At 41.1% G+C, this 25,427-nt stretch carries 23 protein-coding genes; 2 read left to right on the plus strand and 21 right to left on the minus strand.

The window, feature by feature from the left end:
* Positions 1-87 precede the first annotated feature (87 nt).
* The 7 genes from G628_RS0105250 to G628_RS0105280 form a co-directional block, all read right to left on the minus strand.
* The gene (locus G628_RS0105250) at positions 88-792 is read right to left on the minus strand and encodes a PHP domain-containing protein (RefSeq protein ID WP_027208637.1); all 705 of its coding nucleotides are present in this window, start codon (positions 790-792) and stop codon (positions 88-90) included.
* Positions 793-889: 97 nt separating this feature from the next.
* Positions 890-2,461, minus strand: a complete 1,572-nt coding sequence (locus G628_RS0105255; protein WP_081670571.1) for a GH25 family lysozyme — start codon at positions 2,459-2,461, stop codon at positions 890-892.
* A 45-nt stretch (positions 2,462-2,506) separates the two neighbouring features.
* Positions 2,507-3,013, minus strand: a complete 507-nt coding sequence (locus G628_RS0105260; RefSeq protein WP_026668363.1) for an O-acetyl-ADP-ribose deacetylase — start codon at positions 3,011-3,013, stop codon at positions 2,507-2,509.
* Positions 3,014-3,041: 28 nt separating this feature from the next.
* Positions 3,042-3,827: a formate/nitrite transporter family protein gene (locus G628_RS0105265; RefSeq protein ID WP_026655533.1), complete on the minus strand. Its 786-nt coding sequence runs from the start codon at positions 3,825-3,827 to the stop codon at positions 3,042-3,044.
* Between the two features lie 114 nt (positions 3,828-3,941).
* Complete coding sequence (locus tag G628_RS0105270) at positions 3,942-4,715, minus strand: type III pantothenate kinase (protein ID WP_026668362.1); 774 nt, start codon at positions 4,713-4,715, stop codon at positions 3,942-3,944.
* A 16-nt stretch (positions 4,716-4,731) separates the two neighbouring features.
* A complete protein-coding gene (locus G628_RS0105275; RefSeq protein ID WP_026668361.1) occupies positions 4,732-5,379 on the minus strand; it encodes an ECF transporter S component in 648 nt (215 codons plus the stop codon).
* A gap of 264 nt (positions 5,380-5,643) precedes the next feature.
* Positions 5,644-6,186, minus strand: coding sequence for a glutathione peroxidase (locus tag G628_RS0105280; protein ID WP_026655536.1), 543 nt, complete (start codon positions 6,184-6,186; stop codon positions 5,644-5,646).
* 166 nt (positions 6,187-6,352) lie between these two features.
* Between G628_RS0105280 and coaBC the strand changes: the two genes are divergently transcribed.
* On the plus strand, positions 6,353-7,552 hold the full coding sequence (gene coaBC / locus G628_RS0105285) for a bifunctional phosphopantothenoylcysteine decarboxylase/phosphopantothenate--cysteine ligase CoaBC (RefSeq protein WP_027208639.1): 1,200 nt from the start codon (positions 6,353-6,355) through the stop codon (positions 7,550-7,552).
* 1 nt (position 7,553) lies between these two features.
* On the opposite strand, the gene G628_RS0105290 is transcribed toward coaBC, so the two are convergent.
* Positions 7,554-8,081: a hypothetical protein gene (locus G628_RS0105290; RefSeq protein WP_027208640.1), complete on the minus strand. Its 528-nt coding sequence runs from the start codon at positions 8,079-8,081 to the stop codon at positions 7,554-7,556.
* A 525-nt stretch (positions 8,082-8,606) separates the two neighbouring features.
* The gene (locus tag G628_RS0105295; protein ID WP_026655540.1) at positions 8,607-9,587 is read right to left on the minus strand and encodes a helix-turn-helix domain-containing protein; all 981 of its coding nucleotides are present in this window, start codon (positions 9,585-9,587) and stop codon (positions 8,607-8,609) included.
* A 293-nt stretch (positions 9,588-9,880) separates the two neighbouring features.
* On the opposite strand from G628_RS0105295, the gene G628_RS0105300 reads away from it, so the two are divergent.
* Positions 9,881-11,635: a methyl-accepting chemotaxis protein gene (locus G628_RS0105300; RefSeq protein ID WP_026655541.1), complete on the plus strand. Its 1,755-nt coding sequence runs from the start codon at positions 9,881-9,883 to the stop codon at positions 11,633-11,635.
* Between the two features lie 49 nt (positions 11,636-11,684).
* Here the strand turns inward: G628_RS0105300 and G628_RS0105305 are convergent, their stop codons facing one another.
* The 12 genes from G628_RS0105305 to G628_RS0105360 all read right to left on the minus strand — a co-directional run bounded on the left by G628_RS0105305 (position 11,685) and on the right by G628_RS0105360 (position 25,401).
* Positions 11,685-12,281 (minus strand): hypothetical protein, encoded by a 597-nt coding sequence (locus G628_RS0105305; RefSeq protein WP_026655542.1) that lies wholly within the window; start codon positions 12,279-12,281, stop codon positions 11,685-11,687.
* A 28-nt stretch (positions 12,282-12,309) separates the two neighbouring features.
* The gene (locus G628_RS0105310) at positions 12,310-13,512 is read right to left on the minus strand and encodes a glycosyltransferase (protein ID WP_026655543.1); all 1,203 of its coding nucleotides are present in this window, start codon (positions 13,510-13,512) and stop codon (positions 12,310-12,312) included.
* A 173-nt stretch (positions 13,513-13,685) separates the two neighbouring features.
* Positions 13,686-14,000, minus strand: coding sequence for a hypothetical protein (locus tag G628_RS0105315; RefSeq protein WP_027208641.1), 315 nt, complete (start codon positions 13,998-14,000; stop codon positions 13,686-13,688).
* A gap of 78 nt (positions 14,001-14,078) precedes the next feature.
* Positions 14,079-14,846: a response regulator transcription factor gene (locus G628_RS0105320; protein WP_034462037.1), complete on the minus strand. Its 768-nt coding sequence runs from the start codon at positions 14,844-14,846 to the stop codon at positions 14,079-14,081.
* Positions 14,847-15,554: 708 nt separating this feature from the next.
* The gene (locus G628_RS18005) at positions 15,555-16,316 is read right to left on the minus strand and encodes a MerR family transcriptional regulator (protein ID WP_027208642.1); all 762 of its coding nucleotides are present in this window, start codon (positions 16,314-16,316) and stop codon (positions 15,555-15,557) included.
* A 118-nt stretch (positions 16,317-16,434) separates the two neighbouring features.
* Positions 16,435-17,556, minus strand: a complete 1,122-nt coding sequence (locus tag G628_RS0105330) for a hypothetical protein (RefSeq protein WP_026655550.1) — start codon at positions 17,554-17,556, stop codon at positions 16,435-16,437.
* Between the two features lie 75 nt (positions 17,557-17,631).
* Positions 17,632-18,789 carry an MFS transporter gene (locus G628_RS0105335; RefSeq protein ID WP_026668353.1) on the minus strand — a complete coding sequence of 386 codons (1,158 nt, stop codon included), beginning with the start codon at positions 18,787-18,789 and terminating at the stop codon, positions 17,632-17,634.
* Positions 18,790-18,983: 194 nt separating this feature from the next.
* Positions 18,984-20,108, minus strand: coding sequence for a hypothetical protein (locus tag G628_RS0105340; protein WP_027208643.1), 1,125 nt, complete (start codon positions 20,106-20,108; stop codon positions 18,984-18,986).
* 92 nt (positions 20,109-20,200) lie between these two features.
* Positions 20,201-21,016, minus strand: a complete 816-nt coding sequence (locus G628_RS16505) for a DUF3431 domain-containing protein (protein ID WP_196803709.1) — start codon at positions 21,014-21,016, stop codon at positions 20,201-20,203.
* 327 nt (positions 21,017-21,343) lie between these two features.
* Positions 21,344-22,639 carry an erythromycin esterase family protein gene (locus tag G628_RS0105350; protein WP_027208644.1) on the minus strand — a complete coding sequence of 432 codons (1,296 nt, stop codon included), beginning with the start codon at positions 22,637-22,639 and terminating at the stop codon, positions 21,344-21,346.
* Positions 22,560-24,641, minus strand: coding sequence for an FtsX-like permease family protein (locus G628_RS0105355; RefSeq protein WP_027208645.1), 2,082 nt, complete (start codon positions 24,639-24,641; stop codon positions 22,560-22,562). Before G628_RS0105355 ends, G628_RS0105350 begins: the two co-directional genes overlap by 80 nt.
* A complete protein-coding gene (locus G628_RS0105360) occupies positions 24,634-25,401 on the minus strand; it encodes an ABC transporter ATP-binding protein (protein ID WP_026515544.1) in 768 nt (255 codons plus the stop codon). The genes G628_RS0105355 and G628_RS0105360 overlap by 8 nt, the downstream gene beginning before the upstream one ends.
* Positions 25,402-25,427: the final 26 nt, after the last annotated feature.

The following is a 25,427-nucleotide window of genomic DNA, read 5'->3' on the forward strand; positions in this document are numbered from 1 at the left end:
TGCTGAACATCTATCTTAGTTTCATACACCGATAACAAAGAGCCATTGGCTTATTCTTTTAGCATCTCACAAGATGCTTTTCACATTTTATAGCACTCTTACTTCCTTGACAGCATGAGCATCTACTCCATGAATAATCTGCACTTCGTAAGCTCTGTCCCAGAATTCTTCCCGGTAATGATTATTCTGAAGCTTGGACGATTCATTTATCTCAAGCGGAATATTTCTCCGGCGAGCACTGTCAATTATATGATCAGCCATTGTAGCCATACCTTCCGACCAGTCCTTACGCTTCCTGAAGATTCTGTCAGGATGCGCGACCACATCAAAGTATCCGGTATCAATAGCCTGTATCTGGGCATTTCCAAGGGCTATATATTCTTCAGAGCATAACCTTTCTTTATCCCAGGAAAAAGTATATTCTCCGGGGCCTGTCTCTGCCATGTGCTGACCAAGCAGCAACATCTCAAAATTATCTTTTGCTTTAAGCTCTTTGTAATAACCGTCCTTATCAAAAAAAGGAAAATACTCTATTTCAAGACCTATATGAACACTTATAACGCCTTCATATTTCTTCTTTAATTCAAAAAGAGTACCAATATATTCATCAAGTTCAGAATACTTCATCCTATTCCCAAAAGGATCTCCGGGAAACGGAGCATGATCCGTAAACCATATCCCTGAAGCACCAAGCGAAACAGCTTTTTTTACATATTCTTCGTCAGATACATTTTCAGCATGTCCACAGCGGTAAGTATGCACATGGAAAATATCTTTTTCACTAACGTTCATCACCATCAACCTCAACTTGTTCTTGATATACTCTTACTCAAAAAATTGTCATACGCCGCATTGCAGCGCATGACAATAATACTGATGTCAATTAAGATCATTCCACCACTTTAAGCAAGCTGCTTACGCAGTAAAGTGTCTGTCCGTTATACTCAACCCTTGACCAGCCGACATCATTATTGATACCTGTTCGGGTAGCGTTCTCACCTGCTTTGAGCGTTGCTGCAACAGTTGCATCGGGATCGGTAACACTGGGCTTCGTTCTGAGGTTAGCCTCTTCTTTGGCTGTTACCGTCTCGTTGCAAGAAGCAAACTTAGTCTTAAGACCCGAGTTATCTTCTACAGGTGCAGCTGCCGACTGCTGCTTAGGTGCACTTAAGTCGGTCGTCAAAAAGCTTGATACCGCGTAAAGATTCCTGCCGTTATAAGTAACCCTTGACCAGCCGCTCGAACTTACTCCCGTGCGCTGCGCTGTCTGGCCGTTCTGAAGCGTCTCAACAACATTACTGTCTGCTCCCTGGCTCGGCTTATCTCTTAAATTCGTCACGCTCTTAGCTGTGACTGTTTCATCCACAGGATCAAACTTCATAAGTGCTTCAACATCGGCAGAAGCAACTTCTCTCTCAGAAGTATCTTTTGCGGTCTCAGTTCCGTCATATCCAAAATATGCTACGTCTACGTCAACCTTCTTGCTGATTCCGTCAACGTCACCCTGATTGGTGTACTGCCACATTGCGCACTGACCGCCGTAAGCAGGTCCCTTTGCAATATTTGAAGTATCCTGGTTGTACCATGCCATCCAGATCTTATAAGACTTCTCAATCTGTGATGTATTCCACTTCGCATCCTCGGCAAGTTCTCCCTTTGATGCGTAGAAAATAGGCGTATATCCTGACTTGTGTATCTGCTCAAGGAATGCGATCGCAATATTGCTTCTATCGTCCTTGGTAAGATTAAACTGTCTGCTCGTCTCTTTTTCAAAGCCCTCGCAGTTATATCCTACGGGATATGTGATCGAATATTTTGCGATATAATCTTTTACCCAGTTAGCTTCTTCTATCGCTTCGTCCTTGGTTACAGCTGTGGAAAAAAAGTATGCTCCGACCTTAATACCGTTTTTCTCAGCTTCCTGCATGTTGAACTTTGCGTTGGTATCCGGCTTGATCTCCCCCGATGCAGAATCTCTGTAACCGACTCTTACCATGGCAAAATCAATTCCTGTTCCCGCAACCTTGGCCCAGTCGATAGTTCCCTGGAACTTTGATACGTCTATTCCGTAAGTCACCTTGGAATTCTCACCGACACTGCTTGCACTCACAAGCTCTTTGATATTGACATTTGCTCCCGTCTCCTTTGGTGCCGTAGTCTGGGGATCCGTTGCAGCCGGTTCTTCCGAAGATGCTTCTGTTGCTGCTTCTTCCTCTTCAGAAGCTTCCGTAGTAGCCTCCACAGCAACCTCCTCTTCGGGAACTGATTCCTCGACCTCTGCTATATCAAGTTCTTCCTCTTCATCCTTTGAACCCTTAGACAGCAAAGAGCCAAGTAAAATACCTACAATAAGTAAAAGAATCGCTCCGCCCGCGATATAGATCTTTATAAGATCCTCTTTTCTAAGACCTCTTCCCCTGCGATTTTTTCTGCCCCCTGCACTTTCAAAACTGTTCTTCATATATGCTCCTATACTTTCAGCGTGATGTTAGAATAAAAAGTTACATCAGTTACCGATCACCGATTGATAAACTTCATAGTCGTGTTCCGAGAAGTTTACTATCGTTATCTTCATATCATACTCCGGATTTTCCGAAAGCCATGTCGTTATCGCATTAAGCGCCGTTTTTGCGGCAGCTTCTTTGGGATAACCGTAAACTCCCGTAGAGATTCCGGGAAAAGCGATGCTGTGAACATCATTTTCTTTTGCCAGCGAAAGCGAATTATAGTAGCAATTATACAGGTCAGTCTCGTCGCTCTCTGCACCTGAATAAATCGGTCCGACCGTGTGAATAACATATTTGGCGGGAAGATTGTATCCCTTCGTAATCTTCGCTTCGCCAGTTCTGCATCCGTTAAGCCCTCTGCACTCGTTAAGAAGCCCGGGGCCTGCCGCTCTGTGAATCGCACCGTCTACTCCACCGCCACCAAGAAGGCTTGAATTGGCGGCATTTACAATGGCATCAACTTTAAGTTTTGTGATATCTCCAACGTAAAATTCAATATTTTTCATTTTCAATGTCCCTCAGTGAAACAAAAGGTCAATCCTTCTTAAGATAGATCAAATGGTAAGCCGCACCTACGCAGATACCTCCGCCTACGATATTTCCGAGCGTTACGGGTATAAGGTTGGTGACAAAAAATCCCAAAACAGACAGTCCGTCTGCAGGAATACCATGAACGTATGATGCAAGAAATCCTGCAGGAATAAAGTACATATTGGCAACGCAGTGCTCAAATCCGCAAATAATAAAGAGCATAACGGGAAGCCAGAGCGCAAACACCTTGCCGGCAAGCTCATCTGCTGCAAAAGAGCACCAAACAGCCATGCATACAAGAACGTTGCAAAGGATTCCGCGTAAAAAAGCATCTCCAAATGAAATAGTTGATTTTGTGACAGCTGTTTTTACCACCTGAGTTGCAAGATTGCCGTCATTAAATGAATATATATGGCTAAATGCAGCAAGTGCCGCGATCAAAAAACCTCCGACCATATTTCCGATATATACGATTATCCAGTTTCTGATCATTCCTTTAGCTGTAGCTTTCTTTGATAAAACAGGGATTGTAATAAGACAGTTTCCTGTAAAAAGTTCAGCTCCTCCAACAAGCACCATAAAAAGACCGATTGGGAATACAACAGAGCTGATAACCCTTGCGCTTGACGGATCTGCTGCGCAGCTTGATGCAATCTGACTTCCGAGACCGCCGAGTGCTATAAAAGAGCCCGCAAGAATGGCAAGCATAAAAGTTTGCAAAAATTTTCCTTCTGTCTTTCCCTTTCCGACTACTTCATACTTTGCTGCTATCTCTGCAGGTGATTTCATTATAATTTTCCTCCAAAAAAACTTTTCTTCATAATTCGACTATCTGATTATAGACCTCTTTTGCCATATTGAAAAGAAGCCGCACCCTGTTTTTTTCAAGGTACGGCTTCTTAATTATCTGTTCCTATTATATACCGTCAAAAGCCCGCGCATCAGTAGATCCGGATCTCTTATAACTTCCGCGTCCATCCACTCTGCTACAGCTTCTGACCATCCCCCTGTTATGACAACCTTTAAGTCATCAAAACCATGCTCATTAATGACTTTTTTTATCAGCCCCGTGAGCATTATTCCTGTTCCTGCCACGGCTCCCGATATCATATTCGATTCGGTATCCGTTCCAAGAAGCTTATCTGTCTTACGTGCAGTAAGTTGTGGGAGTTTCGAAGTTCTCTGTGCCTCTGCATCAAGCGACAACTGAACTCCGGGACATATCATCCCCCCTACGAGTCTTGCTTTCTCATCAGCAACCGTTACTGTCGTACATGTTCCCAGATCACATACCATTACAGGGCATCCATACTCTGAAACTGCAGCCGCAAGATCTGCAACCCGATCAAATCCCAAGCAGGAAGTGTCATATCTTGATACGTCTATTCCTGTGTTCATTGTGGTGTTTGGAATCATTGCATCTTTACCTGTTATCTTCTTCAGTGCCCCTGCTGCCTTATCCGTCATCTCAGTGACAACGCTTGATAAAACTGAGCCGTCAAATGATCTGTCTTTTAATCCTGCCTTACTTATCAGGTCTGCAAATCCTTCCGCAATCTCATCTTCAGAAAAATCCCTGTCAGACTTAAGTCTTCCAAGTTCTCTATATTCAGATCCGTCAAAAAAACCTATGACAATATTTGAGTTACCGATATCTACAGCCAAAACTCCGCTCATGAAAATCGCCTTTTAATTAACCCCTGTGAAGTGCCTTGGAAAGTACCATTGCAAGAGTGCCTCCCAAAACGCATCCGACAACAGCCTCAATTGCTGCCTGAACGCCTACCATCCCGATAACGAATGCCATAGGTGTTGTAGCATTGTAATTGGCTGCAAGTCCCTGTACAAATTCAGTATTAAAGAAGAACAGGCAAAGTGAGCCCATGAAGAATGCCGTATTAAGAAGAGGCATAAGGGCGCCTGTTATATAGTAGGAAGCTGTCTTGAGCTTGCCCTTGTGTATAAGCTTATAAACAAATGATGTAACCGCTGCATCAAGAAATCTTGCAACAACCGCTGTCACAAACACTCCGAAAGGATTGATGTTAAAGAGTGTTGAAAGAAGTCCGCTTGATCCGTTGAGCGCACCGATAAAACTGTTGATACCAAATGCAAGACCACAGATAATGCCTGCAACAGGTCCAATCAGCATAGATGCAAGTGCAACCGGAACGGTTACGATTGAAACTTTCAATAAAGGTGTGGGAATTGTGCCTAAAAAAGTGTTACCCATGATGATGGTAACGGCAACAAGAAGTGCAGTCTCTACCATGTACTGCGTCTTTTTGCTCAGTCCGCCTAACTCCTCAGTCTTGCGGCTAAGTGATGATGTACTATCCATTTTTAATTCTCCTTAAATAATGCTGCAGTTTCAGTTCCTACTAAATACCGCGCACCATAAATATATCACAGAAAAGTTTTTTTGCAAGCAGAAAAAAATGTACCGAATTTTAATACAAAAAATCTCATCGGACGGGAGATATGTAATCCGATGAGATTTTTTATGAGATTGTAATGAGATAATATATTATAAAAAGCCTGTAAAAGCTTCTTATAAGCTGTTTTGTTTCTTTTATATTATATACTTTTCTTTACATTAGTCGCTTCAGATGAGCTTCTCTACATAAGCCGCTACATCTTCCATCTTCTGTGTAGGCTCAAAGCGGGCAACGACATTGCCGTCTCTGTCAATGACAAACTTAGTGAAATTCCACTTTATATCAGGATTATTCTTGTAATCCTTATCAATTTTCTTAAGCATTACATTCATAGCCAGTGCAGCTGCGCCCTTACCGAATCCTTCAAAGCCTTTCTGCTCCTTTAGGAACTTGTAGAGTTCAAGCTGGTTTTCGCCGTTTACATCAGATTTTTTCATCTGCGGGAACTTTGTATTGTAGTGAAGCTGGCAGAATTCATGGATTTCCTCATCGGTTCCGGGTGTCTGTCCCGCAAACTGGTTGCAAGGAATATCGAGAACTTCAAATCCGTTATCGTGAAACTTCTCATACATAGCCTCAATATCCTTGTAATGAGGTGTGAATCCACATCCTGTAGCGGTATTAACAACAAGAACAACTTTTCCTTTATATGCATCAAGCTTAACTTCATTGCCCTGAGCATCGGTTACCGAATAATCATAAAATCCCATGATATTACCTCCGTTTTGAAACAATGTTAATGGTTTTTTGTTTTGATTTAATAAAATTATATTGTATGCAATCTAAAATGTCAACAACTTTTTTCCATACTTTACATTCCTCACAAAATCGCGGTATACTCAAAGCGAATTTACTGATATTGTGATTGGAGAAACGATGTTAAAGGGAAAAAATGTAGTTCTGGGTGTTACGGGCGGAATTGCCGCATATAAATCAGCAGATCTTGCTTCAAAGCTCATAAAAACACATGCAAATGTAGATGTTATCATGACAGAGAATGCGACAGAGTTTATAACTCCGCTTACATTCGAAGCACTTACTCATACAAGGTGCATCACGGGCACTTTTGAAAGAAATCATCCTATGGAAGTTGAGCACATCGCACTTGCGGACAAAGCAGACGTACTTGTAATTGCTCCCGCAACTGCCAATTGCATCGCAAAGCTTGCAAACGGAATCGCAGATGACATGCTGACAACAACAGCTCTTGCATGCACCTGTAAGAAGATCATCGCTCCTGCCATGAACACCAAGATGTTCGAAAATCCCATAACACAAAAGAATATAGAAACTCTTAAAAGCTACGGCTATATTATAGTAACTCCGGGCGAAGGTTTCCTTGCCTGCGGTACTGTCGGAAAAGGCCGCATGGAAGAACCTGCAAAGATCCTTGATGAGATAATATACGAAATAGCCTGTCCCAAAGACATGGAAGGCATAAACCTCCTTGTTACAGCAGGTCCCACAAGAGAAGCACTCGATCCCGTCCGCTATATCACCAATCACTCTTCCGGCAAGATGGGCTACGCCATTGCTACCGCTGCCGCACGCAGAGGTGCAAATGTAACTCTCGTATCGGGAAAGACCAATCTGGAAGTGCCTTCTCACCTTAATTTCGTGAGCATCACTTCCGCAAAAGACATGTATGAAGCCGTTACACAAAGAGCAAACGATCAGGATATCATCATCAAAGCCGCTGCAGTTGCTGACTACACTCCCGCCAACTACGTAGATGACAAAATAAAAAAGGGTGCTCAAAAAGGCGACTTTGCGATTCCGCTTAAGCCCACCGACGATATACTTGCGTATCTTGGAAAAAACAAAAAGAAAGGCCAGATATTATGCGGCTTTTCAATGGAGACAAAAGACCTTCTTGAAAACTCAAGAAAAAAACTTGAAAAAAAGAACCTTGATATGATCTGCGCCAACAACTTAAAAGTCGAAGGCGCAGGCTTTGAAGTAGATACAAACGTACTTACTCTTATAACATCGTCCGATGAAAAAGAACTCGGAATCATGAGCAAAACAGACGCAGCAAATGTTCTTTTATCGGAACTTTTAAAAATGCGATCATGATTTAATTTACAAATATATTTTCTCTGTTCTTGAAATAGATATTATTTACAAAGATCATGATCACACCGACAACCGTACTTGCAACCATAGTTGTAATTTTACCATTCGATGAAAGCGCAAACGCGATAGCAATCAGATTAACCACCACAACCAGTGAATATGCGATAAGCACAAACTTTCTTGCATCTCTTTTTCTCTTAATAATCTTGATTGCTGCAATAAAATCGATGGCGCCTGTTATTAAGAAGAGAATCGCAAGCACCATATATGTAGAAGACACTCCGGTCAGCGCAAAACAGCCAAGTCCGGAAACAACATTGGCAAGTCCTCCAAGCCACAACGCAAAATATCCAAGGAAATCTGCCCACTTAGTTCCAAGTCTTGGCTCTGCCTGAACATTCTGATAAGCACCATTCTCCATCATTGGCTGCGAAACCACCTGCTCATTCCCCGTAAGCGGCGTCTGACAACTCGGACATATAGCAATCCCATCTTCAACCATCGCTCCACATCTGTTACATACTCTCATACGAATCCTCCTCATGTAAGTTTAAGTTGTTATACGAAAGCCCATTCGATAACTCCATGACCTATCTTACCGCCGGCCATTCCGAATTATTTTTTCGTATTTCTGATAATTCCTCTACGCTATATTAACATGCTACCATACCTATTTCCCTCAGAAAAGCAATTCTTACAACATTCCGCATCTTTTTGCATTTTTATTCATATCCATAGCAAAGCTTTTTTCTATATAAGAAAAGCAACTACCCATTATTGCACTCAGAAGAAGTACTGCCGTATCCTGCGTAGGCTGGGAGGGTATATTGCCGATTTTTTAGTATGTGAGTATTATGCCATATTCATGAGTGTAAAAAAGTAGAACTGCTTGTTCCGCTTTCGCTCCACCTGTCTGAGCCCATTTATGGGCGAGTTTGGAGCGAGGAACAAACAGTTCTGCTTTTTTATGCCATGAATATCAAAATACGAACCCACTAAAAAATCAGCAATATACCCTTCCAGCCTGCGCAGGATACGGCAGTACTTCCCCCTTTTACTTATCACGCACAGCCTTGATGATCCCTGCGATAGCTCCAAAGAGTACGGCTGCAACAGGCCAGATGATCCATGTTGTTTCCCACTTATCGGTCAAAAAGCTTACTCCAAGGAATACAGCTACGATTATAGGCCAGTATATTGATGCAACCTTACCTGTAATCTTATTAAGTCTTTTTCCGCTCGGAGTATAGTCCTCTTCCTGAAGCACCTTATTGCATGCATCAACAACCGCATTTCCCCTGATTATCATATTTACACCGACAGATACCATGATAAGAAGCACGCCTACCATAAGACTTGTAAGCTCTCCGCCGGAATTCATCATACTTGTTGCAAGAAGCGGCACACAACTAAGGATGCACATAATAACACCAACTGCGATAAAGCTGCTCTTTCTCTTTTCAAGGCGGGATTTCTTTTCCCTGAGCATGCCGTCTACGCCGTAAGCAGTGTCAATCTCCTCTTTTTCAATATACTCAAAAGGCTTAAGGTCTTTGTCTGTTGTAATAAATATAAATACACCTGCCGCTACCATGAACAAAAGAATCACTATTCCGCCGACACTTGCGATATTATCGGAACACTTTCCATACTGACTGAGAGTTGAAAGTGCCATCATTACCGCAGGAGATGCTATACAAAGAGATACGCCAAGCGCTATGAACGGATTGGTTCTTTCCACCGCATCTATATATGATGTTGCAGTTTCCATTGTCACAAGCTTTTTGGGGCTGTAATCTCCCTCATATTCCGTAAGTTCGCCGTCGCCTGCCTGCTCAATCTCATCTTTTAATAAGTAATCCGTGCTGACGCCAAAAATCTTGGACATCATAAGTATTCTGTTAAGATCGGGTGTCGACTGTGCACTTTCCCATTTTGAAACAGCCTGTCTTGATACTTCAAGTTTATCTGCAAGTTCTTCCTGAGATAATCCAAGTTTTTTTCTTTCATTGATAATCTTATCCGCTAAAATCATTTTCTTTTCCTCCAAATTTTTTTCGGTTACTTGTTATGGGTAAAGATTACAAAAAACCACGGTTGCAATCTATAAAGTCTACTTTGAAATTTGTCAACCGACAGTTGCATATAGCGCAAATAGTGGTGTAGGGGCATCTTTCTCTTTTCCGGAATCTGTACCAAATCTGTATAAATAATAAAACAATAAAAAAAAACAAAAATTACTTTTACATCTATTGATATCATAAAAAAACGATGATAATGTGAAATTATAACAACATAAAATCTCATCCCCCTTTAAGGAGGCACCATATGATGAAAAGTCTCAGAACCAAAATTCTTTCTTGTTTCTTCCTTTTAGCCTTAGTTATGGTAATAGGCGTAGTTCTTATTGCAATAAGTTTCCAGGACGCCGTCAATGCGGCAAACACCATGTCAGGCACATATCTGTCCATCGAAAGAGACTTTGGAGACGCCAATACCAATCTGCAGAACCTGGTAAAAAGATTCTTTCTTGTCCAGGCAATGGCTCCGACAGGCGCCTTGGATACAGATGACGGTGTCGCATCAATGGTGGATCCCGGCAAACCCGAGCAGGAAGCATTGCAAGCTGCCCTCGACGATCTGGGTGTTCAGGTTCAAAAAGTAAACGATCCGGATTTTTCTGCAGAATACGAAACAATGAATTCAGCAGGAAATCTTTTCCTTTCCACATATAAAGAAATGGAAACAATGTTCTATGCAAAAAAATTCTCAGAATCCTATGACCTTTATTTTGCAAACTGCCACGAAGCAATACTTACATACGAGGACAATGTCACTCTTATGAAAGAACAGCTTCAGGCTCTCGTAGATAAAAACACCGCAACCTTAAAGGCGGCTGAGAAAAGCGTTCACAAATCTATTATAATAGGTTCCATCCTTTCCACAATTGTAGCTGTGATCGGAGTTTATGTAGTAAACAAGACAATTTCTCCTTTGCGTGCAGCTTCAATAGAACTTGACGAAATACTTTCCGCTATGAATGCAGGAAATGCAAATCTTTCACGTCGTATCAAAAATAGCTCAACAGACGAAGTCGGAGTACTTGTTTCAGGAATAAACAATTTCCTTACGACCCTTCAGGATATTATCGTAAAGATAAAATCCGAGTCGGGACATATTTATTCATCTGTTGAAAATACCGTCGGTCTGGTAAACACTTCCAAAGAAGATGTCAGCAACGTATCCGCAGTTATGGAAGAACTTACTGCAAGTATGGAGACCGCAAACAATACACTTATTTCTCTTAATAACGGAGCAAAAGATGTAAATACCGCTGTCGGACAGGTTTCCGATCAGGTTGCAGCCGGTAACCAGCGCGTATCGGATATCAAAGATCATGCAACAGTCATCCGCGAAAACACCGAAAAGAAGAGAAATTCCACAAACGAGATGGTTTCTTCCATAAAAGACGGGCTTGAAAGCTCTATCGAAGACAGTAAGAACGTTGCACAAATCCAGACTCTTACAGAAGATATCCTCTCCATCGCTTCGCAGACCAATCTCCTTGCTCTCAACGCATCCATAGAAGCCGCAAGAGCAGGCGATGCAGGAAAAGGATTTGCGGTTGTTGCAGATGAGATCAGACAACTTGCCGAGCACAGTAAAGATACCGCAAACTCCATTCAGGAAATCAGTAATCAGGTTATTTCCGCAGTTGAATCACTTGCAAAAGATTCAAACGAGATGCTCACATATGTAAGCGAATCGGTACTTGCGGACTACGATGAATTTGAAGATGTTGCACAGCAGTACTATCAGGACGCAGAGGATATCAACCAGGTACTTAAGTCAGTAAACGAAAACACTGTTGTCCTCAACAACACAATCGGTGAAATGGCAGAACAGATTGACAACATCTCACACGTTATCAGCGACTGTACAACCGGAGTTTCAGATGCAACAGAAAGCACTACCGGAATCCTTGCTTCCATCACTACGATTCACGATGATTCCGAGAGTAACAGAGAAGTATCTGAACGTCTTCAGGAAGAAGTTAACCGCTTCTCTTCCTCCGAAGAATAATAAGAAGACTTATAGAAAAGACAAGGTTTTTTGGACCTTGTCTTTTTTCTTAATTACTTATATATTCTCCATCCGGCGTAACATCATTTCCCATATCCGGAAGTTCACCCGTATGCGATACGTACATTGAACTGCCAACTTTATGGAATGCCACATATGCTTCCGAAGCCTCATCAACACATGCTATCGCCGTATCCTCCGATACAAAATACGCTGTACCTGAACAATCTCCGGTATTTACGGTATAGATAAAAAATCCTTCAAATGAAAAACCTTCTTTGGTCTGATCACTTATCTCAATATCACCTGCGGAATTCTCAATTTCTATTCTCTGCCAATCACCTTCAAAATTCTTGGCCTTGGAGACGGATTTTCTTTTGGCATACAAAGAAGGAATATCTTTTTCTACAATGTAATCCGATGACAGGCTGCCACCTTTACCTGTTCCGTTAAGATCTCGCTGCGAAACCACTCTGACTGAAGAGTCTTCCTCCGCTTCCTCTGTTTCTTCTGTTTCCTCTTCCCCAACTACCAATGCATTCTCAAATGAATACATATCGTCGTCCGAAGAATCGGATTTACCCGCGCATCCACAAACTAGCATCGCGGAAATAACTGATGTCAAAATTACTTTACTACATTTCATTCCGACCCCCTAGAAACAAATCGGCCCATCAGTGCAAAACATCTTTTATACGTCGTACAGCGTCATCCAAGCCATTCTCGGCTCTGACTTTCTTAGAAATCTCCTCTGCTCTTTCTTTTTTGAAATAATATGAAGAATTCATTTCGTCAAGCACATCCATTATTGCTCTCTTGCTGACTTTGCTAACTTTTACCATCTTGGTCGCTATTCCGAGATCGTTTAACTTGATCGCGTACTTAACATGCTCCGCCATGTACGGAATAGGTATCGACGGAACCCCATAAACCATGGAAGCAGCACAAGTGCCAAAGCCGCAATGATGAATAACATATCTTGAACGACTAAATAACCAGCTATGCGGAACATCTCCGCATGACATAATACTGTCAGGAAGCTTGTAATTGGTCGCTATACTCTTCTGGAATCCCTGAATGATCACCTTTGTATCAGTTGCTTCGAATGCCTTAATGAATTTATCAAGCTTATCAGCAACAACATCATCCTCATAGGACATTGAACCAAATGACAGGACTACAGGCTTATCACCTGTTTCCATAAAGTTCTTAAGCTTCTCATCGGGAACAAAATCAACATCATCTTCATACCAAAAACCTGTAACAACGTTCTTGGCTTCCCAGTAAGGATTTCTGTCATTAACAGTCCTGCTGATCGGCATAAGATTGAGCCTGTCTGAAAAGAGCTCATCTACAGATTTAATTGGTCTGAGACCATATATTTTTCTCAGATTATTAAAGGGTTTTATTGCCCTGTTAGATCCAAAATTCTCCAAAACCTTCTCTGATACGGTCTGCTGTCTGAGTTTCTCGGGAATTGATTCTTTCTGAAGCGTTACATTTATCGTGGGAATACCTAAAGCCTCGGCTTCTACCGCACCAATCATAGTGTGGCCTACAATAACCATATCTCTTCCCTTGCAAGCATTCAAAATATCATGAGTTGCATTCTGGAAGAAATCAGCAACAAATTCCTGCTCCCTCATTGCACTCATGGGATTGGTACCGTTGCCTCTTATCGCAGCCATTTCTCTCTCAATATTTATATTGGAACCTATGGGAACAAAGTTAACTCCTGCCTTTTCGACAAGATCCTCCCAGTAAGGATGTGTTCCAATAGTTGTATCGATTCCCTCATCTATCAGCTTCCTTGCCAAATAGATATACAGCTGTACATCCCCACGCGTTCCCATTGTAAAAATCGCGATTTTGCTCATTTCAGTTTCCTTTATAAATTTTTTTATCCAATGTTTTTACACCGGATAGCTCAAAACAACAGATTCCGGCAAACCTATTATCAGAGCTTAACATGTATAATTATGATACCCGTCTTCTTCCAGTAAATCAAATACTTTATCGCTGATTTCCTTACTTTTTTCAGTTACAACGCTCAAATCGCTTGAAATATTCGCTTTTTGGGTTCATTTTCGGCATTTTCGCATAAAATAAGGATTTTTGCGCATAGACAGCAAATCATTTCTTTGGGAATGAGTTTATAAATATACTCATTTTTATCATACCCCACAAAATCACTCACTTCAACTACCGGATAATTTTCGTCCGGAAAACCATCGTAAAAAAGTTTTTCATCTATTATTTTATCATCAAAAATGAAATTTGTCAGATTATTGGCACATAGTGAAAATATCAATGTGCCTGCAAAACCTAGAAGTATTAAGTTTCGGAAATCTTTGTTTTTTAGCATGTTTTTGGTCTCTTAGGGACGGGGTTTGCGGTCCATTAAGCATGGTTTGGTCGCTTTGGGGACGGAGTTTGTGGTCCATTACATCACAATATATCCAAGTCCGCGAACAGTTTTAATGATCTGCGGATTTGCCGGATCTTCTTCTATCTTGTCGCGGAGTCTCTTTATGTAAACCGTGAGTGTGTTGTCGTTCACGAAATCGCCGCTGACATCCCACATATCTTCCAAAAGTGTTTTCCTTGAAAGAACTATTCCTCTGTTATTGCAAAAAGCAAGAAGGAGTCTGTATTCGAGCGCTGTGAGCTCGATTGTTTCTTCGGTTTCGGTGCCACTTTTTAGTCTTGTGACTTTTGCTTCATTTGTATATATGGTGATGTTGGCAAGTTTTATTGCGGCCATGGTGGTTGCTGTTCCCATCGCCGGATTGCTGTTTTGTGCGTTATCGCTTTGGCCGCTGTCACCTTGATTATTGGCATTCGCAGCACTGCTTCTTCGAAGAACCGCTCTGATCCTCGCCATGAGCTCGTTTACTCTGAACGGTTTACATATATAATCGTCCGCGCCAAGTTCAAGTCCCATGACTACGTTTACTTCCGCATCGGATGCAGTCAGGAAAATAACGGGAACATCGCCGCTTTTCTTTATCATCTTGCAAATATCATAGCCGTTTCCATCAGGCAGGTTTATATCAAGGATGGCGAGTCCATACTCATCGGGCTTCCAGTTATTTCGCGCTTCTTCGCAAGTTGTTGCATGCGCAACCACGTAGCCTTCCTTCTCAAGCGAATACTTAAGCCCCATACCTATGGCATCATCGTCTTCCAGCAAAAAAATCGTTGTATTCATGTTCATTTCTCCTACCCACTACTTTATCACAATACCGATGCAGGCGGAAGTTCTTTGCACCGTACAGTATCTTCACTATGATTCTATACGGTACAAGTTCTCATTTTCGCACCATACAGTTCTTCTACGATGATTCTGTACTGTACACATTCTCTTTTTCGTACCGTACAGCTTATCTACGATAATTCTGTGCGGTGCATATTCTTTTTTTCACACCGTACAGCTTCTCCACAATAATTCTGTGCGGTGCATATTCTTTTTTTCACACCGTACAGCTTCTCCACAATAATTCTATGCGGTGCATATTCTTTTTTTCACACCGTACAGCTTCTCCACAATAATTCTGTGCGGTGCATATTCTTTTTTTCACACCGTACAGCTTCTCCACAATAATTCTGTGCGGTGCATATTCTTTTTTACACCTTACAGCTTCTCCAAAATAACTCTGTGTGGTGTATATTTAGCCTGCGTGACCTTACAAAGGATGATTTGCATAATAATGTGCCATACATGAAGCTATCATGCCAAAAATCGCCTGCTCATATAAGCATTTTAAAAAGAATGGTCAGTATAAACTTTTTCATTTGACCTTTTTTCATTTGCCCCCATCTGACATCATTAGCCTCATTATCTCCTGGCTACCAGCTTTTTATTGTTCACAATTATAACGAAACGTACTATCTAGGCATTTCCCCCGGTCTCTTGTTCTCAATCCCCGAGTATATTCAAAAATACTACAAAGAGAACCAGCACCACAGCGAAAGAGCACATTGCCAAAAGCATGTATCCGTTCCTTTTCCGCGCTATTTTGGGATGTTTTTTCCCAAGGAAGTATATCGGGATCATAAAAAATGATTCAAATATGATCATGCCGATTATGAATCTGACAGCTTCCTTCAAATTGCCAATGCCCCAATTTCCGCTAAACAAGCCAAACACCGTGCCGGTCAGTACGATAGCGCAGACAGTTCCTATAACACACTGTTTCAGATCATATATATTACCGTCTCTGTCAATTCCCCAGCCAAGATGGCTTGCAATTATCTTCTTCTCTTCATGCGCAAGTTCTATTGCGATATCGATAAATGCATTGCCCTTCTTTTCTTCCTCCTCGATGTAGTTCCAGTAAACTTCTGAGTTAAAAGAATCTATTTCGGGCGAATCTTCTTTTATCTTCTTGCAAAGGTTTATTGAGCCTTTCAGCTCTTCCATCTGCTTATTAAGGTTTTCTAGGTTTTCTTCGAGAACCGCATCAATCTGCTTTGCTCCGTCAAAAAGATCTGCAATATCACTTACAGATAAGCCTGCCTTACGAAATATGATTATCTTCTTAAGTTGCTCAACATCTTCTGCTGAATAATCTCTGTATCTGTTCCCTTCTCTCTGAGGATTTATGAGTCCTTCTTTTTCATAGAATCTTACAGTAGCTCTCGGAACCTCCAGTAATTCCTCGACTTCTTTAATTGTCATCAGTGCAGCCTCCTTAGAATTTATGCCATAACTCTAAGCTGTAAAGAAGGTTTACAGTCAAGTTTTTTTGTAAAAACACATATATATTCAACGAAATCTTCCATAAGCTATAGAAATATCAATCATTAAGATATTTCTCAAAAGTATCAAGATTGATGTAAGCAAATGATACTATATCTCCATCTTTAGAATTGCGATGGAACGCGATCTCATATTGTCCAAATTTGTAGCACATAGAAAAATCATTTTTGTCGGTAGGTGGAAGCGGATCGCCATAAGCAGCCAAAACATCTGCTGTTGTGCATCCAACTCCAATACCTTTATTTGTTTTTATGGTCTTATCATTTATAAATAGGGATTTGGTAAGCTCTTCACCGTTATATGTGTACGTTTCTAACCTGATATGTTCTGTTTCGGAACCAAAATAATATAAAAAGACACCTTCCGGACTAAGATCATCTATTCGAAAAGGTGCGCCAAGATTGGGAATTACCTTTTCATGAGGTTTATCTAATACTGATATTTCCTTTCCATTATATAAAAACTCTTCACCTGCCAATCCATTGGCAGAATCTCCTGAAGCAGGGACTGTATCTACATCGCTGCTCAATCTCTTTTTGGAATCAAAATTGTATTTTGACCTGGTATCAACATTTATAAATTCAATGCTCTTTACCTCATCGACAGGGTCCATTTCAGCGCCAATCATGAATGAAAGCTCATATTTTTCATTTTCATAGCACATAAAATATGCAGCTTCTGTATAGGTCTTGCTTGGTTCACCATATGCTGCTTTTACTTCCTCTTCCGTACATCCGATATGAACTCCTTTAGGTAATTTCACGTTTTCATCACTGATACGAATATAAAAAGGAAGCTCCTCACCGTCAACTTCGACAGTATTTAATTCAATCTTCTCTGAGTCAAAATAATAAGAAAATCTGCCTGACTGATATTCCGGCTGGAAAGGTTCTTTTTTATCAGGTGTTCCAAACTTTTCCAATATGCTTGGCACATCATTTAAAACAGAAATTGTTTTTCCGTTATATTCAAATTCATCAATTGCAAGGGAATTTTCAGAACCGGATGTAGCCGATGTGCTTGCTTCCTCCTCTGAAGAATCCACCACATCAGCCGTAGAAGAATCAGTAGACACCGATTGATAATCACTTGGAATCGGAGTGCACCCAGTCAAGACAACAACAGTTAACACCACACAAAAATTCATCTTTTTCACCATAAGCCCGCTCCTCAAGTAGTATTTACTTTAAATATAGCAAATAAGCATGAAAAAAGTGTGTAATAAATCTACAGATTATTTTCCCGTAACTTTGTAGGAATATTCCAAAAGTCCGATATTGAGGCATGCGAAGATCAAAAGATACCAAGGCATGATACCGATCCCAATATGCTGCTGGATGATTCCGAAAACGGTGGGCATGAAGGTGCTGCCGACGTAGGCGGATGACATCTGAAGACCGATGACGGCAGCGCTGTATTCTTTGCCGAATTTCTCGGGAGCCATGTGCTGTATCGAAGGATAGACGGGCCCCATGCCGGTTCCGATTATCACAAAGCCTGCTGCCGCGAGAACATATCCGCTGACAGGGAGCATAATAATTATTATTCCCAGGATTTCTATTGCGATTCCGACTCTGATAAGCAGCTTGTCACCCAGCCTGTCAGACACAAAGCCTGAGATCAGTCTTCCAAGCATGAGGCCTGCGAAGATCAGTGACCCGAAAGATGCGATCATTCCGTCGGAAAGCCCCTCTTTTGTCCCCGCAAAATAACTTGATGTCCAGAGAAAGCATGTACACTCCCCCGAACAGTATGCATAAAATGCGATAAGCGTGGGGATTACCCCCGGAACAAAAATTGTCTTTCTGATACCGACTGATTGCACACTATCTTCGCCTGTCTTGCTATCATTTTTTGCCCACAAAGGCAAAGACAGCACTACCACGATCATTATCGCCGTCTGAATATACGCCGTCCATCTGTAGCCCTGATTCCACTTTGCATGCTTCAAGGCAAGCGCCATGATGTTGGGGCTTATAACGGCTCCGACTCCGTAGAAGCAGTGTAAAAAATTCATCACGGACGACGGGTAATTATTTGCAACATAATGGTTTATTGAAGCGTCGATCGCGCCGGCTCCAAGGCCGTACGGTATCGCAAACAGAAACAATATCGCATATGAGTTTGCAAAAGAAAATCCAAAGAGTCCCACGATTGAAAGAAAAATCGAGAACACCACTATATTTTTTGTATGGAATTTCCTGATAAATCTGGGGCTGAACAGTGCAGAGATTATGGTCAAAAAAGAAATCGACATTGACACATATCCCGCATAAGATGAGGGCACGCCAAAAGCGACCTGCATAGTCGGCCAGCCCGAACCAAGGAGGGAATCGGGAAGTCCCAGACTTACAAATATAAGATAAATTACAGCCAATAATAATGAATACATAAAAACTCCACCTCATTAAATTCGATATATGTATCATATTATAAAAAGAACATTTTTCCCAATATATTAAAAACTTTTATTCTCCATAGCGAAGCGTTTTTATATTATAAGAAAGCAATTTCTATAATATAAAAAACTCCCAAGCATAGGCTTTTTGCCTTACTTGGGAGAATCCAAACATTCATTTTTTCTTTTTATACCTGGTTATCAACAGCGCTTCCCTTTATATCATCCGTAACAAGAAAGTTACTGTTAAGGATATTGGTAATTGCCGAATTTACCGCGCTCTGCGCATCTTCAAGTGAAGTTGCATCCGGAATCACTATCTTCTGCGACACATTATCGGGATCCAGCAAAAGAGCTTCCGTCCGCTCTCTTCTTGCTATAGCTTTTTTCACATCAGCGCTTGTCTTCTCGCTCAATTCAGCATGTTCTCTTATATTGGCGATCATCTCCTGTTGCATTGCTTCTTTTTCAAGCTTTCTGGCTTCTTCCTTCTTCTCTTCTTTCTTTTCTTCCGCAGCTTTCTTTGCCTCTTCTTCGCGCTCTTTTTCTTCTTCTTCAAGGTGGTTTACGGCTTCATTTGCAAGAATTTCGATTACTTCTCTTGTGGAAGTATTCATAATTTTCTCGGCCTCCTTCTGTGCTTTCAGCATATTGAGAGACTCTGCGCGTTTAATCTTTATAGCCTTATGAGTCAGAACATTCTGTGTGATTTCATCATTAAGATTCTTAATTGCTTCAACCACTGTTTCAAGGCTATCTACCACTGCTTTCTGGAATTCGGTCAGATCGGATACCACCTCTGCATCGACTTTATTTATAACAATTTCATCGTAGCTCTGCTCCTGTTCCTGCTCCGCTTCCTCTACTACAACAACTTGAGGAAACTTATATTTCATATATTCTTCATGATGCGCCATGACTTCATCCGCAATATCCATTGCCTTTTTGGCTTCTTCGCTCTCGGGATCGACGCCAAATCCTATCATCATGGACTTTATTCTGTCTCGCGCATTTTCTTTAACTTCGGCCAGCTCGTCTTTTAAACTGTGTATTTTGTCTCTGATGCTTTTTAGCTGTGCATCGATTCCGAGCTCGCCTTTAAAAGCATCCACCACAACTTTAAGCGCCTGCTTTCTGGCTATTTTTCTTCTCTGTACGACAAGACTTTCCCCTGTAAGATCTGCCCCTGATATTGACTGAGTATTATCTTTTTCTTTCCCTTTTCCTTTTGGAGTTTCTGCGTTATTTTTTGAAAAATAATCTTGGTTCTGAACATTACTCATCTGAACATCCGTGTTCTGCTGAACTTTCATAACCTACCTCCATATGATATTTGATCGGTGTTAAAAGAAATAGTAACCCGTTTCCATATATATCGGCAGAATTCCAAAAATCTTTATTATTCTCAATCTTCAAGGAACACCGGCTCTTTTGTACCAAGAAGGAGTCTGAATCTCTTAAGTCTCAGATTGTTCCACAAGCGGTGCTTCTCTACGCTCTTTTCACACTTCTCAAGCATATTCGCAAATTCTTCTTCGTCTTCCATCCAGGAATTTACTTCGTATCTTGATGTAAATATCCAGGGCATCAGTCTCTCAACGAGGTATGCTTCTGCCGGGAAGTTTACTTCTTTTCGGTACTCCATAAGGTTGTTCAGATTCTTGTAGAAAGTCTTGGAATTCTTTAGAATCTGCTCCCTGTTTATTATGTAGCAGCCTCCGGGACTGAAATTACAGTATCTCGGGATAACGGGATCCTTGTAAACAAATCTGTAGAAGTCGTCCATGTCATAGAAGTACCTGTATGAATGGCTTTGATTCATGTACCAGGAGCTGTCGAGCTCAATATAGCCTTCCTCCGAAAGAAGCGAAGCGATTGAATTCTCATCGCCGCCTTTTTTGTACCTCTCCCACATTTTCTTGTCCTGATAGAGATACGTAAACCATTTGTTGTTGTAAACTCGGTCAAAAAACTCTTTTGAAACATGTCTTCCTATAATATTGCCCTTCAAAAGAGCCACAAACTCAGGAAGATTATCGTAGTTATCTATAAAATAATGAAAATAACTTGTAAGGTTGTGTCCGGTATTCTCAACATGAATGAAATTGTAGCCTGCAGCCTTAAGCTTATCAGGTGTCATTCCGTCATCCGAACAATCGATTATAAGATGATCGTTGCAATATTCGATCAGTTCCCCCGGCACAGTATTATAATTGTGCACAAGAAAAAAAGTGTCCGTCCTGTTCAAAATATTTCTATCCTTCCTTTTAAAGCACGGTCGATTTCCCCTCTTTTTATCAACCCGATAATACATCATGTAACGTCTTGCATTTCATATCTTCATCACTATGAAATATTATTTGTAAATTATAATTTATAGTTAACTTTTAGTCAATATTCATTAACATCACAACAATCTTTCCCACATTCGCATCGCTCGCATCCATAGCGTAGCGATTCTTATTTGGTAGGAATTTCCTCTATAAAAAAAGAAGCAATGCACCGTTAAGCACATTGCTCCTCCTTGATATATTCGGAAACAACAAATTTAATATTGCGGATCTATCGCTCCAACTTCATAGTAGAATATCATTCCGTCATAAAGATCTGTAGGCGCCATCTCAACACGATAACTTGAATGCATAAGATAATATATTCCTGAAAAGCCTTCTCCGAGAGAACCCATTGAAACTTTAGAGTTCACAATAGAATGGAGCTTAGCGTTGTTTTCAGGTGAAAGAGATCCAAAGTCAATGAAGAATCGCTTTCCGTCAACATACTTGGCCTGATAAGCAATAGGATCCGCTGTTGTCACATAATAGTCCTTACGCTTATATTCACCGGGGCCTCCAAGATAAACTCTGATATTGGATTTTCCCTTAAAGAAATCTGTTCCGAGGCTGTAGTATGCATCTCCGTATTTTTCCTTAAGAACGCCGCCCATTGTGACCTTCATAAACATGCTCTGACCCTTCTTTGCAATGTGGCCGTCGTGTCCCGCTAGCATTATCTTGCCCGATCCGATTTCTTTTTCAAGATCAAGGATCCAGCTTACATTCTCAGCCATTGCTGCGTCTCTGAAATTGTTCATTTCCTGAGTATCCTGCATTCCGTAGTCCATTGCGGTACATACATTGTCAGTAATCTTAAGAGCGCATATTGTATCAAAATCGCGTTTGCTTCCGGCAACACCTTCAATAGCCGACTTAAGTTCAGCCATTTCGCTCTTAACCTTATTGCGCTGGTCATCTGATAAGGGTTCTGTACTGTTCTCATCAATAAGAAGGTTTGTAGCGGAAAGATCTGCGCCTGTTATTGTGCTCTTTGCAATGTAGTCCAAAAGGAATTGTATGCCCTGCTCGGGATTCTGCATATCAAAGCCGTAAAATCTAAGTTTCTTATCCTCAGGTGCCGATGCGTTGTACTGCTTCATCCAATCGAGGATATCCGCCATCTCCTTGGTGTGATAGATTGTAAAACTCATGTTGTTTACGATTTCCCTTGCATCGCCGTCGCCACCTTGAACATAAGCATTTGCAGCAAGGCAGTCGCCGAAATCAGCTTCGATCGCGATCGCGCGATAGTCTTTCTTTTCCACAAGCATCTTTAATACATCAAGCTTCAATTCCTGAAACTCTTTGCTTCCGTGGCTTGCTTCTCCAAGTCCAACGATCTGAACGCTATCCGGAATCTCGATTTCTTCAACGGGAACCGCCGCATCAACAACTTCCTTGATCTTGTGACTTGCAAATACTGTCTTGTAGTTAAGCCCTATTACCAGAGCCACACTCACCGTAACTATAATTACCAACAAAACTTTCGCGATTTTCTTTAATACTTTCATTATACTTATTCTCCCCGTAAACTATGTTGTAGTATTGCTTTGAAGTAATTCTGTAAACAAGGGCATATACCCCAAGGAACACAAGGCTGACAATTGCAACCGCCATATTAAATGTAAAAGTGTCCACTATAAGGATTGCTGCCATAAAAAGTCTTAAGATATTGCTTGCAAATATTATATGAATGATTGCTGTGCATACAGGTAAAAAGAACATTAGCATTACCTGACTCTTTATTACTCCTCTTGCTTCTTTATCTGAAAGTCCTGCATTTGACAGGATCTCAAATCTCTTTTTATCTTCCACACCCTCAGACATCTGCTTGTAAAAAATGATCATTACCGTTGCGATAAGGAACAATGCCGCAAGGAAGATTCCAACAAAGAATGTTCCGCCGTAAAGGCTGTAGAAAGAGCTTCTTTCTTCCTCTTTGTATCTGCACATCACAGTTCCAAGCTTTCCGCTCAGTGTATTTCTTACAGTCTGAAGCTGCTCATTACTTATATCACCTTTTACATTGAAGCCGATGTAGAACATATCTTCACCGAGTTCTTCTGCGTTACAGACTGCAAGCATTGCAGCTTTCTCATTGTTATCCGAAACGACCATAACCTCTTTGCCAAAAAGACTCATTGATGAATCAAAAAACTCTTCAAGACCGCTCTCATCAATACTCTTCTTTACACTGTACTCATTACCGAATATCTTGATCTTATCGCCGTCTTTGACATCATCTGCCGAACTGTAACGATATATCTCGCCGGGCGCAAGGCTCGCCTGCTTTCCTGTATAAAGTTCATACTGCTCTGCTGTAACAATATAGATGCTGCGAAGCTTGGTAAAATCAAATGAATCATTTGGATGAACAGCAAGTCCATCATCCTCTACATCACAAACATCCATATAAAAGCTTATCGATGATCTGTCCTGAGCAGTGATACCCGCTGTCTTAAGTACCTCATCAACCGCATTATCGGCGTCACTTAAAGAACAATTTTCATTTACAACTCCGCGAACCATCACATCTTTTGGGAACATAGAATCAATATTCTGTTCGCCCAGCATCATAAGTGATGTAGAGCAAACAAGGAGTAATATTACAGCCGTAGAAAGAATGCAGATTGAAGCAAGTCCCGCAGCGTTGTGTTTCATTCTGAACATCAGGTTTGAAATACTGATAAAATGCTTTGTCTTGTAATAATAGTTCTTGTTCTTTTTTAGCATTTTAAGAACAAAGATAGTTCCCGCAATAAAGAGGGCATATGTTCCCAAAGTTACAAAAATGATAGCGATGAAAAGACTGTTTAACGCCACCATGGTGTTATCTGCAATAACAGCCAGGAAATAACCACACGCAATCGCCAATACTCCGATGATAAGAAGCGGATATTTTACTTTTGGCTCTTTCTCACCTATATTCTCGCTTTTAAGAATTGTGATAGGGTTCCCAAGTCTTACCGTAAGCACATTGTAGATAAAGCATACTGCGTAGATAATCGAAAAAAATACTGCCGTAAGAATCGTTGCTCTGAGAGAAAAATCCATTCCCTTTACCATCGGCTGTCTGATTATCCTGTAAAGCAAAAGAACCATGAGCTTATTAAGAAACGTTCCCGCGAGTATGCCGCCTACGATAGCAGATGCGCTCATAATAAGGTTCTCGATAAATAGAACAAAAGAAACATCCTTTTTGCTAAGTCCGAGTACTCCGTATAGTCCGATCTCTTTTTTGCGACCTTTCATAACAAACTGATTGCCGTAAAGGATAAATATTACCGAGAATATACCTACCGCAATACTTCCGATTCCCATGAAAAGAACTATGTAATCCGCTCCATAAAAAGCAGTTTTTCCGTTATTAACAAGAAACTTACTGTCGATCAGCGACTGTAAGATGTGAAATACCATAACCGTAATGGCACTTACCAAAATATAAGGAAGCACAGCTTTTTTATTATTCTTAAGTCCCGTAAAAGCAAGTTTTGAAAGCAAATTGTTATTCACTGTCCTCTCCTCCTCTCATCAGTACTGTAACTGCATCGCAGATCTTATCAAGCATTTCGCTTCTCTTGAGGTTTCCTCTGTAGATCTGGTGGAACACTTCGCCGTCTCTTATAAACATAACTCTGTCTGCATAGCTTGCCGCAACATTACTGTGAGTTACCATAAGGATTGTCTGTCCGCTCTTGTGGATGTCACGAAGCTGGTGCATTAGGTTTGTAGCTGCCTTTGAATCAAGCGCTCCTGTGGGTTCATCTGCAAGAAGTATCTGAGGTTTGGTAATAAGTGCTCTTGCAACTGCTGTTCTCTGCTTCTGTCCGCCTGAAACTTCATAAGGATATTTGTGAATTAGATCCGCAATTCCAAGCTCTTTTACAAGAGGTGCAACCTTATCGTCCATTGTTCTGTGGTCTTCGCCTGCAAGAACAAGCGGAAGCTTTATATTATCTTCTATTGTGAAATTATCAAGGAGATTGAAATCCTGGAAGATAAATCCAAGGTTGTTTCTTCTCATAATCGCTCTCTCGTTGTCTTTTAGCGCCGAGAAGTCCTTGCCGTTAACCAGTACTTTGCCGGCTGTAGGAACATCAAGGCTTGCAAGGATATTCAAAAGAGTTGTCTTACCGCTTCCGGACTCGCCCATGATTGCTACGAACTCACCCTTCTCTACGCTGAAATGCACATCCTTAAGCGCTGTGACTGAATCTATTCCCATTTTTGTCTTGTATACCTTTTTTACGTGCTCAACTTCAAGTACTGCCATTTTATCTTCCTCCGATGTTTTATTTA

The organism is Butyrivibrio hungatei NK4A153, assembly GCF_000424465.1.
Lineage (GTDB): Bacteria > Bacillota > Clostridia > Lachnospirales > Lachnospiraceae > Butyrivibrio > Butyrivibrio hungatei_A.